Genomic DNA, 16364 nt, shown 5'->3' on the forward strand with positions numbered 1-16364 from the left:
CACGGCCGCACGGCGGGCGGCGGGCGACGGGGCCGACGGGGCCGACGGGGCCGACGGGCCGGTCGTACCGTACGACGTGCCCGGCGAGGCCGGTCCGTACCGTGCGGGAATCCCGCCCGGTCAGTCGACGACCTGGCGGCCCTCCGGGCGGGCGCTGCACGAGGCCCGGAAGGAGCAGGTCGCGCAGTGCTGTCCGGTGGTGGGCGTGAAGCGTTCGTCGAGGACCCGGCCCGCCGCGTGGGCGAGGAGGTCGCCGACCCATTCCCCGGCGAGCGGCTCCTGCGCCTGGACCTTCGGCAGGGCGTCGCCGCCCTCCTTCTTCGGGGCGCCCTGGCGCAGCTGGACGAGTTCGGCGCCGCCCGGTTCGGGCCGCCGCCCGTCGAGGACCCCGTCGAGCGCGCCTTCGCGGACGGCGAGCTGGTAGACGGCGAGCTGCGGGTGGTGGGCGACCTCCTCGCGGGTCGGGGCCGACTTGCCGGTCTTGAAGTCGACGACGTACGCGCGGCCCTGCTCGTCGGTCTCGACGCGGTCCATGGAGCCGCGGATGCGGACCTCGTACTCCCCCGCCGCCAGGGTCACGTCGAAGCCGTGCTCGGAGGCGGCGGGGGTACGGCCGCCCCGGTCCATGACGTGCCAGCTCAGGAACCGTTCGAGGGCCGCGCGCGCGTGGGCCTTCTCCTGCGCCGACTTCCAGGGCGCGTCGAAGGCGAGGGCGTCCCATACGGAGTCCAGGCGGGCCATGAGGACGTCGAGGTCGGCGGGGGTGCGGCCGGAGGCCACCTCGTCGGCGAGGACGTGGACGACGTTGCCGAAGCCCTGGGCGGCCGTGGCGGGGGCGTCGGCCTTCACCTCGCGGCCCAGGAACCACTGGAGGGAGCAGGTGGTGACCAGGTTCTCCAGGGAGCTGGGCGAAAGGGCCACCGGCTGGTCGCGGTCGCGCAGCGGGGCCGGGGCGCGGGTCTGCTCGGTCAGGCCCCACCAGCGGTCCGGGTGCGCGGCCGGGACCAGGGGCTGGCCGTCGTCGTCGGTGAGCGCGGCCAGCTCCGCGAGCCGGGTGGCGGCGGCGTCGCGGAGCGCGGGCGAGGCCGCCGGATCGACGGTGGTGGCGCGCAGTTCGGCGACGAGGGCGGAGACGGCGAGGGGGCGGCGGGGGCGGCCGGGGACGTCCTTGGGTTCGGCGCCCAGCTCGGTGAGGAACCGGGAGGGCTGGTCGCCGTCCTCGGCGGCGGCCTTCACGGCGGTGACGACGAGCCGGTCGCGCGCGCGCGTGGCGGCGACGTAGAAGAGACGGCGTTCCTCGGCCAGGAGGGCGCCGGGGGTGAGGGGTTCGGCGAGTCCGTCGCGGCCGATGCGGTCGGCCTCCAGGAGGGAGCCCCGGCGGCGCAGGTCGGGCCAGAGGCCCTCCTGGACCCCGGCGACGACGACCAGGTGCCATTCGAGGCCCTTGGACCGGTGGGCGGTCATCAGCCGGACGGCGTCGGGGCGGGTGTGGCGGCGGGTGAGGGTGTCGGCGGCGATGTCCTGGGCGTCGAGCTCTTCGAGGAAGTTGAGGACGCCCCGGCCGCCGACGCGCTCCTCGGCGCGGGCGGCGGTCTCGAAGAGGGCGCAGACGGCGTCGAGGTCGCGGTCGGCGTTGCGGCCCGCGGGTCCGCCGCGGAGGGCGGCGCGCTCCAGGCGGCCGGGCCAGGGGGTGTTGTTCCACAGCACCCACAGGGCCTCCTCGGCGGTGCCGCCGCCGTCGAGGAGGGTACGGGCGCGGCGCAGCAGGTCGCCGAGGCGCTGGGCGCCCCGCGCGTAGGAGGGGTCGTGCGCGACGAGCCGCTCGGGCTCGGCGAGGGCTCGGGCGAGCAGGACGTCGGAGGGCGGCGGAACCTTGTTCCCCGCGGCCCGCTCCTCGTCCCTGAGGGCCCGCCCGAGCCGTCGCAGATCGGCGGGGTCCACTCCGGCGAGCGGCGAGGCGAGCAGTTCGAGCGCGGTCTCGACGGGGAGCCACCGGGCGGTACCGCCCGTGTCGCCGGGTCCAGGGGTGTCGTCGGACGCGCCGGGGTGACCCGTCCCGACGGTGTCGTCGGACGCGGCGGGGTCGCCCGGCGCGACGGTCTCAGCGGAGGCGGCGGGGTCGCCCGGCGCGACGGTCTCAGCGGAGGCGTCCGGTGTCCCGGCGTCCGGGGCCGGACCAGCACCGGGATCCGCGCCTCCGCCGGGGATCGGGCCGCCGGGGGCCCCGGGGGATGCCGGGCCGCCGGACCCGGCCGCGTCGGACCCGACCGCGTCGGAGCCGACCGCGTCGGAGCCGGAGACACCACCGGAGCCGACCGGGCCGGACCCGGTGGTGTCTCCGGCGGCCTCGGTGGCCGCCGGGCCGACCGTTCCGGTAGCCGTACCTTCGCCGTTCCGCCCGGCGCCGGGCGGAACCGCGTCGCCGGGGGAACCCGGGGCACCGGCGGAGCCCGTACCGTCGACGGCTGCTCCGGCGGAGCCCGGACCCTCGCCGGAGTCCGTGACCGTGCCCCCGGCGGAGCCCGTACCGCCGTCTTCGGCTCCGGCTTTCCCGGGGTCCGGCGCCGCCACCGCGCGCAGGGCGAGGAGCAGGGGGGCGACGGCCGGTTCGTGGCGGAGGGGGGTGTCCGCCGCGTCCGTCTCGACGGGGACGCCCGCCGAGGTCAGCGCGCGGCGCAGGGACGGGAGGGCGGCGGCGGCGCGGGTGAGGACGGCCATGTCCTGCCAGGGGACGCCGTCCTCCAGGTGGGCGCGGCGCAGCAGGTCGGCGATGTTCTCGGCCTCGGCCGACGCCGTGGGGTAGGTGTACGCCTCCGCCCGGCCGCCGTCCCGGACCGGCGCGAGGTCCCGGTGGGCGCGGACCTTGTCGGCGGGGAGCCGGTGCAGCGGCATCCGCTGGGCGAGCTGCCGGGTGGCGCCGAGCAGGGCGGCCCCGGAGCGGCGCGCGGTGCGCAGGACGCGGACGCCTTCCGGGCCGTCGGCGCCGAAGGACCCGGGGAAGTCCAGGATGCCGTTCACGTCGGCGCCCCGGAAGGCGTAGATCGACTGGTCCGGGTCGCCGAAGGCGACGACCGTCCGGCGTCCGGCGCCCGCGAGCGCGTGCAGCAGCCGGACCTGGGCCGGGTCGGTGTCCTGGTACTCGTCGACGTACACGGCGTCGTACGCGGGCAGCGCGACGGTCCCGGCGAGCAGGACGGCCCGGTGCACCAGCTCCGTGTAGTCGAGGACGCCCTGGAGGTCGAGGACGTCGAGGTACTCGGCGAGGAACCCGGCGGCGGCCTTCCAGTCGGGGCGGCCGACGCGTTCGGCGAAGCGGCCGAGGGCGTCGGGGCCGAGGCCCAGCTCGCGGGAGCGGGCGAGGACCGCCCGGACCTCGTCGGCGAAGCCCCGGGTGGTGAGGCAGGCCCGGAGTTCGTCGGGCCAGCGGATGCTGCCGAGTCCGGCCTTCTCCAGGTCGATGTGACCGGCGAGCAGCTCGCGCACCGCGAGGTCCTGCTCGGGTCCGGAGAGCAGCCGGAGCGGTTCGGCGAAGAGTTCGGCGTCCTGGTGGGCGCGGATCAGGGCGTAGCAGTACGAGTGGAAGGTGGTGGCCTGCGGCGGGCGTCGGCCGCCGAGCCGGGCGGCCATGCGGTCGCGGAGTTCGACGGCGGCCTTGCGGCTGAAGGTGAGGACGAGGAGGCGTTCGGGGTCGGCGCCGCCTTCCACCCGGGCGGCGACGGACTCGACCAGAGTGGTCGTCTTGCCGGTGCCGGGTCCGGCGAGGACGAGGAGCGGTCCGGCGGTGTGGTCAACCACTTCGCGCTGGGCTGCGTCCAGCTGAGGGGGATCCTTCGGGGCCGGCGTGGTGCGCACCAGTCGGTACGCGCCCGGGGTCCGCTGCCGTCCCGGCCCCGGGTACGGCTGTCCCTGGTACGGCGGTACGCGCCGGGTGGTCGAGGAGGTACTCACGTGGGTCGCCGGTCCTGGTGGGAGTGGTGGTGCGGGTGAGGCGGTCGTCCGCCCCGGTCGGCCGTCGTGTCCGTCGGCCCGCCGCCCCGGTGGACGTACGAACCGTCCCGGCAGCCGCGGAGACCGTCCCTCAGGACGTACCGACCGCCCGGGAGGACGTACGGACCACGACGACGGGCACGCGGCCCGCCCTGGTGGACGCACCGGCCACCGTGGCGGACGCACGGCCCGCCCCGGCGGAGGCACGGACCACCGTGACGGACGTACGGACCGCCGTGACGGACGTACGGACCGCCCCGGCGGGCTCGGGCGGCGTCCCGGAGGACGCGAACCTCGACGGTACGCGAAACGGGACGCCGACGAGGTGCGGTCCGTGGTCCGGGGTGCGGACGCCGTGGCCGGTCCGCCGTGCGGGCGCCCGGCCGGGGTGCTCAGGTGTGAGTTCCGTCCCAGCGGGCCCGCCGCATGTCGATCCTCGGCACGTGTCCCTCGGCCGCCGGGCCCGCCCCGCGCAGCGGGGTGCCCTCCTCACGGTAGTGGCCGAGGGCCCGCAGTTCGTGCCCCGGGAGCAGGGTGCCGTCCGCGCGGACCACCCGCCACCAGGGGGCCGTCCCGCCGTACAGGGCCATGACCCGGCCGACCTGCCGGGGCCCGCCCTCGCCCAGCCATTCGGCGACGTCCCCGTAGGTCATCACCCGGCCGGGCGGGATGCCGTCGGCGACGTCGAGCACCCGTTCCGCGTACTCGGGCAGTTCTCCGGTCTCCCCCACGGGTTCCTCCATGCTCATCCGCCCCATCCTGCCTCACCCCACCGACATGGCCCTGATGCCTCCGCGCAGCGGCTCTTCATGCCACCATCGTGCGGGCGGTGACTGGTGATACGAGATCAAGAGCGACAAGTACACGAACGAGTGCACGAACGCGTACGCGCGGATGAACAAGGCCGACAGGACGCACATGCGGAGACGGACAGGGTGATGGGCCAGGAGACTCAGCCTCCGGAGGAGGACCGGTCCGAGGTGTCCGAGCGGGTCTCCGGCGACGAGCCGCTGCTCGCCGCCCGCGTCCACCGGCCCTCCGACCTGATGCGGCTGCTGGCCGGTCTGCTCGCGATCGGGCTCGTCATCGCCGTCGCCGCGTTCGCCCACGCGACGACCTCGGGCCTTGAGGAGGACATCAACAAGGGAGCCGTCGGCGCGCCCGACGTCTTCGTCAAGATCGCCGGTCTGGTCTCCTCCATCGCCGTCCTGCTCGTCCCCGTCGCCTTCGCCATCGAACGGCTCATCAAACGGGACGGGCTGCGGATCGCGGACGGCGTCCTCGCCGCCGTCCTCGCGCACGGCGTGACCCTCGCCACCGACCTCTGGGTCGCCCAGTCGGCGCCCGGCACCATCCAGGACGCGCTGACCCAGCCGCAGTCCGGCGGCGGGCTCACCGACCCGGTGCACAACTACCTGGCGCCGGTCATCGCGTACATGACCGCCGTCGGCATGGCCCGCAGACCCCGCTGGCGGGTCCTGCTCTGGGCGGTGCTGCTGCTCGACGCCTTCACCATGCTGGTGGCCGGGTACACCACCGCCCTCTCCATCATCCTGACCGTCCTGATCGGCTGGACCGTGGCGTACGGCACGCTCTACGCGGTCGGCTCCCCCAACGTCCGGCCCACCGGACAGACCCTCCTCGCGGGGCTGCGCCGGGTCGGCTTCCGGCCGGTGACGGCGCTGCGCTCCGAAGGGACGACCGACTCCGCCGACAACGGCGACCGGGGCCGCCGCTACATCGTGACCCTGGAGGACGGCCCCCCGCTCGACGTCACCGTCGTCGACCGGGAACAGCAGGCGCACGGCTTCTTCTACCGCGCGTGGCAGCGGATCAGCCTGCGCACGATCACCACCCGCCGCTCCATCGTCTCGCTGCGCCAGGCCCTGGAACAGGAGGCGCTCCTCGCGTACGCGGCCATCGCCGCCGGGGCGAACGCGCCGAAGCTGATCGCCACCTCGGAGCTCGGCCCGGACGCCGTGATGCTGGTGTACGAGCACACCGGCGGGCGCAGTCTGGACTCGCTCGACGACGACGAGATCACCGACGACCTGGTCCACAGCACCTTCCGGCAGGTGCGGGCGCTCCAGTCCCGCCGGATCGCCCACCGCAGGCTCACCGGGGACGCGATCCTGGTGGACCGTGACGGCCGGGTGATCCTCACCGATCTGCGCGGCGGCGAGATCGCCGCGGGCGACCTGGTCCTGCGGATGGACATCGCCCAGCTGCTCACCACCCTCGGGCTGCGGGTCGGGGCGGGCCGGGCGGTCGCCGCCGCCGTCGAGGTGCTCGGCCCGGACACCGTCGCCGACTGTCTGCCGCTGCTCCAGCCGATCGCGCTGAGCCGCGCCACGCGCGCGACCCTGCGGCGACTGGCCAGGGAGCGGTCGGCGCGCGAGCGGGAGGCCGTGCTCGCCGCCTCGGAGGCGGCCAAGCACGAGCGGGAGCTGGCCAAGGTCCACGCGGCGGAGGCCACCACGAGCGGGACCGCCGTGCAGGCGGAGACCAAGGCCGAGAAGAAGGCGGACAAGAAGGCCGAGAAGAAGGCCCTGGACAGCGCGCTGGACGGGGCCCGCGAGGAGGACCTGCTCGCCCAGATCCGGCAGCAGGTGCTGCTGATCCGCCCGCAGGCCCCGGTGGAACCCGTACGGCTCGAACGCATCAAGCCGAAGACGCTGCTCAGTCTGATCGCGGGCGCGGTCGCCGCGTACTTCCTGCTCTCCCAGATCGCCCGGACGCCGCTGTCGACGATCAGCGAGGCCGACTGGCGGTGGGTGGCGGCCGCGGTGCTGTTCTCCGCGCTCAGTTATGTGGCGGCGGCGATGAGCCTGCTCGGCTTCGTGCCGGAGCGGGTCGGGTTCCGGCGGACGGTGGTGGCGCAGGTCGCCGGTTCGTTCGTGAAGATCGTCGCTCCGGCGGCGGTCGGCGGGGTCGCCCTGAACACCCGTTTCCTCCAGCGCGCGGGGGTACGCCCGGGGCTCGCGGTCGCCAGCGTCGGCGCCTCGCAGCTCTTCGGCCTGGGAGCGCACATCCTGCTCCTGCTCTCCTTCGGCTATCTGACGGGGACGGAGAAGTCGCAGTCGTTCACCCCCTCCCGGACGGTCATCGCCGGTCTTCTGACGGTCGCGGTGCTCGTCCTGGTGGTGACGGCCATCCCGTTCATGCGCAAGTTCGTCTCGACCCGGCTGCGGTCGCTGTTCGCGGGCGTCGTGCCGCGGATGCTGGACGTGCTCCAGCGGCCGATGAAGCTGCTCACGGGCATCGGCGGGATGCTGCTCCTCACCGCCACCTTCGTGTTCTGTCTGGACGCCTCGATCCGGGCCTTCGGGCACGGGACGGCGACGGTCAGCTACGCGAGCGTGGCGGTCGTCTTCCTCGCGGGCAACGCGCTGGGCTCGGCGGCGCCGACTCCCGGCGGTATCGGCGCGGTCGAGGGCGCGCTCACCCTCGGTCTGGTGGCCGTGGGCCTGCCGATCGAGGTGGCGACCCCGGCGGTGCTGCTGTACCGCCTGCTGACGCTCTGGCTCCCGGTGCTCCCGGGGTGGATCTGCTTCAACTGGCTGACCAAGCGCGAGGCACTGTAGCCGGACACCGCGCCCTGGACCGGTCCCGACCGCCGTACGCCACCCCGGACCGGTCCCAGCCGCCGGACACCACCCCGTACCGGTCCCGACCGCCGTACGCCACCCGGCCGGGTGCCCGGCGCCGCCCTCGCCCACTTGGACCTCCGTCCCGAGCGGGTCCGGGGGCGGCGGCCCACCATGGACCCATGCCGATCTCCGCCGCCCAGCGCGCCGCCCTGCTCACCGCCACCACCGTGCTGCTCGCCACCGGCTGCTCGGACGGCGGGGACAACGCGGCGGAACCGTCGAATCCGGCCGGCAGCGGCGGACTGTCCGCGCTGGCCTCGCAGAAGCTGTCCTGGAACCCCTGCCCGGCGCCGTCGGCCGCCGAGGGCGGCGGTCCGGCGCCCTCCCCGCTGCCCGGGAGCACCGCCTGGGAGTGTTCCTTCCTGCAGACCCCGCTCGACTGGTCGGCGCCGGAGGGCCGGACGATCGAGCTGGCCCTCATCCGGGCCCGCGCCCGGGACAAGGACCAGAGGATCGGTTCGCTCGTCTTCAACTTCGGCGGGCCCGGCGGCTCCGGCATCACCGGGCTGCCCTCCTTCGCCAAGGACTACGAGACCCTGCGCGGGCGCTACGACCTGGTCTCCTTCGACCCGCGCGGGGTCGGCCGCAGCGACCCGGTCGAATGCGCGACCGACAAGGAGCTGGACGCCTACTACGCCCTCGACTTCACCCCCGACGACGCGGCGGAGGAGAAGACCCTCGCGGACGCGCAGAAGAAGTACGCGGACGGCTGCCGGAAGGACTCGGGCACGGCCCTGCCGCACGTCGGCACCGAGAACGCGGCCCGGGACATGGACCTGATGCGCCAGGTCCTCGGGGACGCGAAGCTCCACTACTTCGGCATCTCGTACGGCACCGAACTCGGCGGCGTCTACGCCCATCTGTTCCCGTCGAGCGTGGGCCGGGCGGTCTTCGACGCCGTCGTCGACCCGGACGCGGGCGTGGAGGCGGGCGCCCTCGGGCAGGCGAAGGGCTTCCAGCTCGCCCTGGACAACTTCGCCCAGGACTGTGTGGACCGCGGCGACCGGTGCACCCTGCCCGGTACCTCCGTCGCCGAGGTCGAGTCCTTCGTGACGGACCTCCTGGCGTCCCTCGACAAGAAGCCGGTCCCCGGCATCGGGGACCGCGAGCTGACCCAGACCCAGGCCACCAACGGCATCGCGCAGTCCCTGTACTCGAAGGAGTTCTGGCCCTATCTGGAGCAGGGGCTCGACGCGGCCGACGGCGGTGACGGAGCCCTGCTGCTCGCCCTGTCGGACTCCATGAACGGGCGCGGCGAGAACGGCTCGTACAGCAACATCCAGGCCGCGAACGCCGCCATCAACTGCGTGGACTACAAGGAGCGCTACACCCTCGGCCAGGCCAAGGAGCGGCTGCCGCAGTTCCGCGAGGCCTCGCCGGTCTTCGGCGACTTCATGGGCTGGGCCCTGGCGAGCTGCTCCTCGTGGCCGGTGGCCGGGACGTGGGAGCACCCGGACGTGTCGGCGCCGGGCTCGGCGCCGATCCTGGTCGTCGGCAACACCGGCGACCCGGCGACGCCGTACGAGGGTGCCCGGTCGATGGTGAAGGCGCTGGGGCCGGGTGTGGGCGTGGAGCTGACGTACGAGGGCGAGGGGCACGGCGCCTACAACAGCGGCAGCGCGTGCGTGAAGAAGGCGGTCGACGCCTACCTCATCGACGGGAAGGTCCCCGCCGCCGACACGGTCTGCTCCTCGTAGCCCGCCGCCCCGCGCCGGGACGGCGAAGGGCCCGGACCCCACGGGGAGGTCCGGGCCCTTCGCGGGGCCGACCGGTGGACCGGCTTCCGGGGCGCGGTCCGACGCGGTCCAGCGGTCTAGTAGACCGGCTTCCCGGGCTCGATCTGGTGGACCCAGCCGATCACGCCGCCGCCGACGTGCACGGCGTCCGCGAAGCCCGCGGCCTTGAGCACGGCGAGGACCTCCGCACTGCGGACACCCGTCTTGCAGTGCAGGACGATCCGCTTGTCCTGCGGGAGGTCCTGGAGGGCGGTGCCCATCAGGAACTCGTTCTTCGGGATGAGACGCGCGCCCGGGATGGAGACGATCTCGTACTCGTTCGGCTCGCGGACGTCGATGATGTCGATGTTCTCGCCGTCGTCGATCCACTCCTTGAGCTGCTTCGGAGTGATCGTGGAACCGAGCGCCGCCTCCTGGGCCTCCTCGGACACGACGCCGCAGAAGGCCTCGTAGTCGATGAGCTCGGTGACGGTCGGGTTCTCGCCGCAGACCGCGCAGCCGGGGTCCTTGCGGACCTTCACCTGGCGGTACTGCATCTCCAGGGCGTCGTAGATCATCAGACGGCCGAGGAGGGGCTCGCCGATGCCCGCGAGGAGCTTGATGGCCTCGTTGACCTGGATGGAGCCGATGGACGCGCAGAGCACGCCCAGGACACCGCCCTCGGAGCAGGACGGGACCATGCCCGGCGGCGGGGGCTCCGGGTAGAGGCAGCGGTAGCAGGGACCGTGCTCGGCCCAGAAGACGGACGCCTGGCCGTCGAAGCGGTAGATCGAGCCCCAGACGTACGGCTTGTTCAGCAGCACGCAGGCGTCGTTCACCAGGTAGCGGGTGGCGAAGTTGTCCGTGCCGTCGACGATCAGGTCGTACTGACCGAAGATGTCCATCACGTTGTCGGCTTCCAGCCGCTCCTCGTGCAGGACCACGTTCACGTACGGGTTGATGCCGAGCACGCTGTCGCGCGCCGACGCGGCCTTGGAGCGGCCGATGTCGGCCTGGCTGTGGATGATCTGGCGCTGGAGGTTCGACTCGTCGACCTCGTCGAACTCCACGATGCCGAGCGTGCCCACGCCCGCGGCGGCCAGGTACATCAGCGCCGGGGAGCCGAGCCCACCGGCGCCGACACACAGCACCTTGGCGTTCTTCAGCCGCTTCTGCCCGTCCATCCCGACGTCCGGGATGATCAGGTGGCGTGAGTACCTGCGGACCTCGTCTACGGTGAGCTCGGCAGCCGGCTCGACCAGGGGTGGCAGCGACACGGGGACTCCGGTTGTCGGTATGTCAGTACGGTTGTTCTCCCCGTAACACTGCCACGCCCCCTCTCATTCCGAGACACCCGGTCCGATCCGCGAGACGATTTCGTCCCAGTAGCCGGGCAGCGAGTGGAATGGAGCGGATTGTCCCGATGGCCCCGTCCGGTCCGTGAAGAAGATGGTTCCGGCACCCTGCCAGCGGGCGATCCGCAGCGCTTCCTCCAGATGTGTGCGGGGGACGCCGTGCACGAAGTGGACGAACTTGGCCTCCGTGTACTCCGCCGTCCACTCCGCCACCTGCGACCAGCGGTAGTCCGCCCAGGCCCCGGAGAAGGTCACCAGCTGGTCGGCCGCCTCCGCGTACCCCGGGTGCGGGTGGGTGCCGTGCCCGAGGACGAGGTGCGAGGCACCCCCGAGGAGCGCCTCCAGGGTCGCCGTGAGCCGCCGCACCCCGCCCAGGTCCGGTCGGCCGGAGGGGCAGCGGTCCAGGTAGAAGCCGTCCACCCGGTACCAGTCGAGGAAGCGCTGGGCGTCCGAGACCAGCTCCCCGAAGCGCCGGGAGCCGTACGCGGCGTCCAGGTGCCCGAGGACCCGGACCCCGGCGTTGCGCGACCGACCCGCCGCGGCCAGGCAGTGCGGGTCCGGACGGCTGCCCGGCCCGTCCGCGACGTTGAGCACCGCCCAGTGCAGCGGGGTACCCGGGCGGGTCAGCTCGCCCCACTCGACGGGGGCGAGCAGGGGGTGGGCGTAGCCGGGCACGCCCACCCCCAGTGCCTGGACGGCTCCGGTCGCCGTCAGATGCGGCACGCCGCCTCCATCCAGATGTCGGCGAGCGACTCCTCCAGGTTGATCCGGGGCCGCCAGCCGAGCCGGTCCCGGGCGGTCCGCACGTCGGCCTGCTGCCAGGGACCGCAGCCGTCGGGGTACGGGTAGGGCGCGGAGGCCAGCTGGTCGGCGATGGTCCCCTCGGTGCGGGGGGCGCCGATCATCGGGCGCTGCGGGACGCCGTGCGGGGCGTCCAGTTCGTGCAGGTTGCCGGAGTAGCCGGCGACCCGGGTGAGGACCCCGGCGGCGTCCCGGAGCCGGACCGCGCGGCCGGTGCCGATGTTGACGACGCCCTGCGCGGCGGAGAGCGAGGCGGCGTGGACGGCCCTTGCGACGTCCCGGACGTCCACGAAGTCCCGCTGCACCCCGAGGCCGCTGAGCTTCAGCTCGCCGTCGCCCGCCTGCATGGCCCGGCGCATCGCCTCGGCGAGCCGTCCGAGCGGCGAACCGGCGGGCGTCCCCGGGCCGACCGGGGAGAACACCCGCAGGACCACGGCGTCGAGTCCGGAGCCGAGGACGAGTTCGGTGGCCGCCAGCTTGGACACCCCGTACGGGCCGCCGGGGCGCGGCACGGCGTCCTCGGCGGTGGAGGAGCCGGGCTGGCTCGGGCCGTACTCCGAGGCGCAGCCGACCTGGACGAGCCGGGCGCCGCAGCCGCTGCGGCGCAGGGCCTCGCAGACGGTGGCGACGGCGACGGTGTTGTGCCGGGTCAGGTCGCGGGCGCCGCCCCGGGTGGCGCCCGCGCAGTTGACGACGACTCCGGGGTGGACGGCGTCGAAGAAGCGGGTCAGCGCGCCGGGGCTGCCCGAGGCGAGGTCGAAACGCACATCGGCGTCGTCGCCCCGGCCGAGCGCGGTGAGGTGCACGGCCGGGTCGGCGAGCAGCCGGTCGGCGACGAAGCGGCCGATGAAGCCGTTGGCTCCGAGCAGTAGCACCCTCATCGTGCGGCCCCTTCGTGCCGACCGGCCGGTGCTGGGGATTGAGGGGTCATGGTCTTCGTTCTCCTTGCGGGGTGGTGAGAGGGGTGACGGGGTGCGCCCGCGGCGTCGGCTCCGCGGGGGCGGGGGGTGGTTCCGCGGGGTGGTGGTCGCCGTGGTCGCCGGGCCTTCCGTGGGGTGGTCATCGGGTGGCGTGGGCCGAGGCCCGGACGAGGGAGCCGGTCGCGTGGGCCAGCAGGCCGAGCGCGGCGGCGCCGCAGACGAGGGTGGGTACGGCCCCGGGGCCCCAGGTGTCGACGGCGGCGCGCACCGGGGTGGCGAGGGCGTCGAAGCCGGGGAGGGGGAGGCGGGAGGCGAGGACGCTCGTGAGGGCGAGCGCCTCGGCGGCGCAGGCGGCGGCGAGGGTGGCGGCGGCCGTCCCGGGGTGGCCGTGCACGGTGAGGAGCCGGGCGAACAGCAGGAGCGCGCCGAGGGCGAGGGCGCCGGGGCTGAAGCCGGTGAGGGCGAGCAGGGCGGTGAGGGCGAGGAGCGGGAGGGTCAGGGTGCCGACGAGCAGGGGGCGGATGCCCGCGGCGAAGTCGGCGAGGCCCCGGCTGCGGGTGATGCGGCGGCGGGCCCGGTCCGCGAAGAGGCGGGCGCACCAGGCGGCGGGTGCGACGGCGAGGGCGAGTGCCAGGAGGGGCCCGGTGCTGAGTTCCCAGGGGCCGTCGGGTCCGCCGCTGAGGATCGCGGTGAGGAGGCCGTCGCCGCCGGCCGCGTACGCGAGGAGCCAGAGGGTCCAGAGGCGGGCGGCGGGAACGCCGTGGCCTTCGGGGGCGCGGAAGGGGCCGCGCCGGGCGGCGAGGAGGAGGGCTCCGGCGAGCAGCAGGGCTCCGGCGGCGCCGGTCGCGGTACGGGCGGGGCCGTGGGTCAGGGCGAGGCCGGTGCAGGTGAGGGCGGCGGCGGCGCCGGGCGCGAGGGCCCCGAGGAGCCAGGCGTCGGGGCGGGAGGGCCGGGGCGCGGGGGGCGCGGGGGGGGTATCGGCCTGGGGCACGCGTGCGTACAGCTCTTCGGCGAGGGCGAACACGTCACGGTGCCGGAATCGGGCGGCGGTGCGGTCGGTGAAGCCCTGTGCTTCGAGTCCGGCGGCGATCTCCAGGGGGTCGACGGCCCGCGCGCAGAGCTCCCGCTGCCGGTGCAGCAGCACCTTGACGGGATCGGCGGGGCCCTGCCGGGGGCGGGCGGGCGCCACGGGAGGAACGGGCCGCGTGGCCGCGGGACGCGCGGGCGGTACGTCGGCGGGGCGGGCGGACAGGACCGCGTCCGGCCGGTGGCCCGGCGCGGGCGGGGCGTCGGCGGGGGCCGCGGACCCGGCATCGGTGGAGTGCGCGGGCGGGGCCGTCGCGGGTCGGTGACCTGGCGCGCGCGAACGGTCGGCCGGGAGCGCGGGCGGGGTGGCGGCCGGAGGCGCGGGGGGAGTCGACTCGGGCCGCCGCCCCGCCCAGGACCGGCCCTCGGCGGGGTGCCCGGACCCGGCATCGGCCGGATAGGTGGACGCGGTCGGCTCAGGCCGGGGGCCCGGCGCGGACGAGCCACCGACGGGGAGCGCGGGCACGGCATCGGACCGGCGCGCGGCGGCGGTCGGGTGCGCGGCGGCGGTCGGGTCCGTGGCCGGATGCGCGGGCGTGGTCGGGTCCGTGGGCGTGGCGCCGGTCGGCCGGGCGGGTGCGGGCGGGTGCTCGGGCGGGCCTGCCGGGTGCGCGGGGGGCTCGTGCGGGTGGGTCGGGGCGGGCGGGCGGTGTCCGGAGGGCGGGGCGGTCCGCGCCGGGGGCGGGGCTATCCCGGGCGGGGAGGCGTCCGGGGGGTTCCCGGTACCACGGCGGTCGCGGGTCGCGGCGCCGCCGTGGGGCGGGGCGGGGGTGCCGAGGAGGGCCTCGGAGCGGGCGTCCCGGGCTCCGGGGCTCGTGGGGGCGGCGGAGCCGCGCATGGGGGTGTCTCCTTCAGGCATCGGGGGCTCCTGTCCCCGCGGTCACGGTCCGGTGCGCCCAGCTGCCCGGTACGTGCGCCTCGGCGGGGTGGGCGAAGAGCACGCCGTCGCGGGGGCGGCGGACCGGCGCGCGGGAGAGGAGTTCGAGGTAGATGTCGCGGAACGCGGCCAGGTTCTGTTCGACGGTGAAGAGTTCGAGCGCGCGGGCGCGGGCGGCGGCGCCGAGCCGGTGGCGGCGGTCGGGGTCGCGGAGGAGCGCCAGGCAGGCGTCGGCGAACGCCCGTGGATTGCGCGGGGGGACGACGAGACCGGTGCCGCCGATGATCTCGACGACGGCGCCGACGTCCGTGGAGACGGTGGCGCGGGCGCAGAACATGGCCTCGACGAGTGCGGCGGGGAAGCCCTCGACGACGCTGGACAGGACGACGACCGCGCCGGAGGCGTAGGTGTCCTCCAGGGTGGGGGCCTCGGGGCCGCCGAGTTCCGCGAAGGAGACCGGGCTCTCACCGACGGCGTGCGCGCCGGGCGCCTCGTCGGGGAAGAGCCGGGCGGCGAGCCCCCGGCAGTGCGCGAGATGGGCGGCGGAGCCGGGGTCCCGTACGGGCACGGAGACGATCCGCAGCCGGGCGTCGGGCTGCCGGGAGCGGATCTCGGCGAAGGAGTGCAGCAGGCCGACGAGGTCCTTGGCGGGTTCGGCGCGGCCGACCCAGACCAGGGTGGCGGGATCGCCGCTCTCCTCGTTCTCGCCGGTCTCGGCGAAGCGGTCGGCGGGCAGCCCGGGGTGGACGGTGCGGACGCGGGCCCGGTCGGCGCCGCACCGCTCCTGCCAGCGGCGGGCGTGGGTGTTGCCCGGGGTGAGGAGGTCGGCCCGCCGGTAGACCTCGGCGGAGAGCCGGCCGTGGAGGGCGGCGAGCAGGGTGCGCAGGGGCGCGGAGTGTCCCGCGCCCTGGGTGGAGAGGTAGTGGGTGCGCAGGGGGACGCCGTACTCGGTGACGAGGAGCGGGGTCCCGAAGAAGCGTTTGGCCAGGAGTCCGGGGAGGGCGGTGGTGCCTCCGGCGGTGGCGTGGCAGAGGTCGGCGGCGCCCAGCGCGTCCTCGTCGTACCAGTCGAAGGAGAGGGGCCGCAGGACATGGGCGAGGTGCTCGGCGAAGGCGAGGTGGTCGGGGAGTGCGGCGGCGGCCGCGCCCCGGCGTGCGCCGGGGGCGCGGCAGGCGGCTTCGAGGGCGCGGACGGCGTCGTCGGAGCGGAGCGCGCCGGGGAGTCCGCCGCGCTCGCGGGCGAGGTCGGCGAGGGCGTGGAGCCCGGTGGCGAAGGCGGGTTCGGGGTCGTCCGGGGTCCCTGCCCCGAGGTGCCGTGCCGCCGGGGCGGCCTCCCGGACGGGCTGCGGGCCCCCGGTGTCCCGCGCGCCCCCCGCGTACGGCGCTTCCCCGGCGTGCCGCGCGCCCCCGGCGGGTCCGCCGTCCCGTGCCTCTCCGCCGTCCCGCGCGCCCCCGGTCTCCTCCGCGCACAGGCCGGTGGCGAGCAGGTGGAGGGCCTCGGTGAAGCGGTGCCGGTCGCGGCGGCCGTACGCGCGACGGGCGGCCCGGCCGCCGAGCGCGGTCCGTTCGAGGAGGTTCCCGGCCGCCGGGTCGGCCCCGGGGCCGCCGGAGGGGGCGGTGCGGACGAGGCGGGCGTTCGGCGGGAGCGGCGACGCGCCGCCGGGGGCCCCCTGGGCGTACAGGTCGAACTGGTGCTGCCCGAGGCCGCGCACGAGCCGTTCGCACCAGCGTCCGTAGCCACCGGTGGCGTTCGGGTGGCCACCCTCCGTGAGCAGTCCGATCCGCACGTGTGCACCCCCGTTCTCCCTTGACGGCGGTCGCCTCCGGTCAGGCGACTCGCAGCGGGACGAACGTAAGCGGAGACAGCGGTGGTGCGACGGACGGTTGTCCGTCGCACCACCGGAAGGGGTGAATGCACGTAACTTTCGCCGCGCGGTCGCGTTCGGTCGCGGTACGCGCCGGGGCGGACACGGA

9 protein-coding genes are annotated in these 16364 nt (G+C 75.4%); 2 read left to right on the forward strand and 7 right to left on the reverse strand.

Annotation, left to right across the window (positions count from 1 at the left end):
* Positions 1 to 120: 120 nt before the first annotated feature.
* Together ACIO92_RS17220 and ACIO92_RS17225 are read right to left on the reverse strand one after the other, a co-directional pair.
* The gene (locus tag ACIO92_RS17220; RefSeq protein WP_402281627.1) at positions 121 to 3948 is read right to left on the reverse strand and encodes a UvrD-helicase domain-containing protein; all 3828 of its coding nucleotides are present in this window, start codon (positions 3946 to 3948) and stop codon (positions 121 to 123) included.
* Between the two features lie 431 nt (positions 3949 to 4379).
* Positions 4380 to 4745 (reverse strand): MGMT family protein, encoded by a 366-nt coding sequence (locus tag ACIO92_RS17225; protein WP_366440184.1) that lies wholly within the window; start codon positions 4743 to 4745, stop codon positions 4380 to 4382.
* Between the two features lie 180 nt (positions 4746 to 4925).
* Between ACIO92_RS17225 and ACIO92_RS17230 the strand changes: the two genes are divergently transcribed.
* Entirely contained in the window at positions 4926 to 7571 is a 2646-nt protein-coding gene (locus ACIO92_RS17230; protein ID WP_366440183.1) for a lysylphosphatidylglycerol synthase transmembrane domain-containing protein, read from the forward strand.
* 185 nt (positions 7572 to 7756) lie between these two features.
* A complete protein-coding gene (locus tag ACIO92_RS17235) occupies positions 7757 to 9334 on the forward strand; it encodes an alpha/beta hydrolase (RefSeq protein ID WP_366440182.1) in 1578 nt (525 codons plus the stop codon).
* Positions 9335 to 9450: 116 nt separating this feature from the next.
* Here ACIO92_RS17235 and moeZ read toward each other — a convergent pair whose 3' ends face one another.
* From moeZ to ACIO92_RS17260, 5 genes are all read right to left on the reverse strand, one after another.
* The gene (moeZ, locus tag ACIO92_RS17240; RefSeq protein WP_366440181.1) at positions 9451 to 10629 is read right to left on the reverse strand and encodes an adenylyltransferase/sulfurtransferase MoeZ; all 1179 of its coding nucleotides are present in this window, start codon (positions 10627 to 10629) and stop codon (positions 9451 to 9453) included.
* A 63-nt stretch (positions 10630 to 10692) separates the two neighbouring features.
* Positions 10693 to 11430: a spherulation-specific family 4 protein gene (locus ACIO92_RS17245; RefSeq protein ID WP_366440180.1), complete on the reverse strand. Its 738-nt coding sequence runs from the start codon at positions 11428 to 11430 to the stop codon at positions 10693 to 10695.
* Positions 11418 to 12389, reverse strand: a complete 972-nt coding sequence (locus tag ACIO92_RS17250) for an NAD-dependent epimerase/dehydratase family protein (protein ID WP_366440179.1) — start codon at positions 12387 to 12389, stop codon at positions 11418 to 11420. Before ACIO92_RS17250 ends, ACIO92_RS17245 begins: the two co-directional genes overlap by 13 nt.
* Positions 12390 to 12567: 178 nt before the next feature.
* Complete coding sequence (locus ACIO92_RS17255; RefSeq protein WP_402281623.1) at positions 12568 to 14373, reverse strand: hypothetical protein; 1806 nt, start codon at positions 14371 to 14373, stop codon at positions 12568 to 12570.
* Positions 14366 to 16177, reverse strand: coding sequence for a glycosyltransferase (locus ACIO92_RS17260; RefSeq protein WP_402057542.1), 1812 nt, complete (start codon positions 16175 to 16177; stop codon positions 14366 to 14368). The genes ACIO92_RS17255 and ACIO92_RS17260 overlap by 8 nt, the downstream gene beginning before the upstream one ends.
* Positions 16178 to 16364 lie beyond the last annotated feature (187 nt).

The organism is Streptomyces sp. NPDC087215, from assembly GCF_044744885.1.
Taxonomy (GTDB): domain Bacteria; phylum Actinomycetota; class Actinomycetes; order Streptomycetales; family Streptomycetaceae; genus Streptomyces.